Origin of the sequence: Mesorhizobium sp. M4B.F.Ca.ET.089.01.1.1 (assembly GCF_004022605.1) — a bacterium.
GTDB lineage: Bacteria > Pseudomonadota > Alphaproteobacteria > Rhizobiales > Rhizobiaceae > Mesorhizobium > Mesorhizobium abyssinicae.
The window spans coordinates 1-386 of sequence record NZ_RZOS01001589.1; the positions used below are offsets into that span (position 1 = coordinate 1).

1 protein-coding gene is annotated in these 386 nt (G+C 57.8%); it reads right to left on the reverse strand.

Annotation, left to right across the window (positions count from 1 at the left end; all coding sequences use genetic code 11):
• A partial coding sequence (locus EN780_RS38405) for a TlpA disulfide reductase family protein (protein ID WP_133373053.1) occupies window positions 1–386 on the reverse strand: 386 nt, incomplete at both ends.

Here is a 386-nt window from a genome sequence, read left to right on the forward strand (position 1 = left end):
GGGTTCGCCTTCCGCGATCCGCTCCGCATCGGCGGATTTTGCCTGATCGCTGGTGCGCCAGCTGCCGTTAAGCACCTTCGGCAAGACCTCATCGAGTTCCGTCGGTTCACCAATAAAGGCGATGCAGCCGTCTCGGTCGACCACGAAACTGGTGGGAATCCAGAAAGAAAAGCTGGGCTCCATCCAAAGCTTGTCCATTTCGCCTGTGGAGTCGAATGCGATCCGATAGTTCAGATTCGGGAACTTTTCCGTCAACCAAGCGTCCAACGTGCTTCGGGCCTCATCGGCCGTTGGAGCGCGTTCACTAGCCGCGACTCCTACGATCTCAACGCCGCTTTCCCTGTATTTCTCCTGCAGCTGCATCAGATGGGGCATCCCGTCCACAC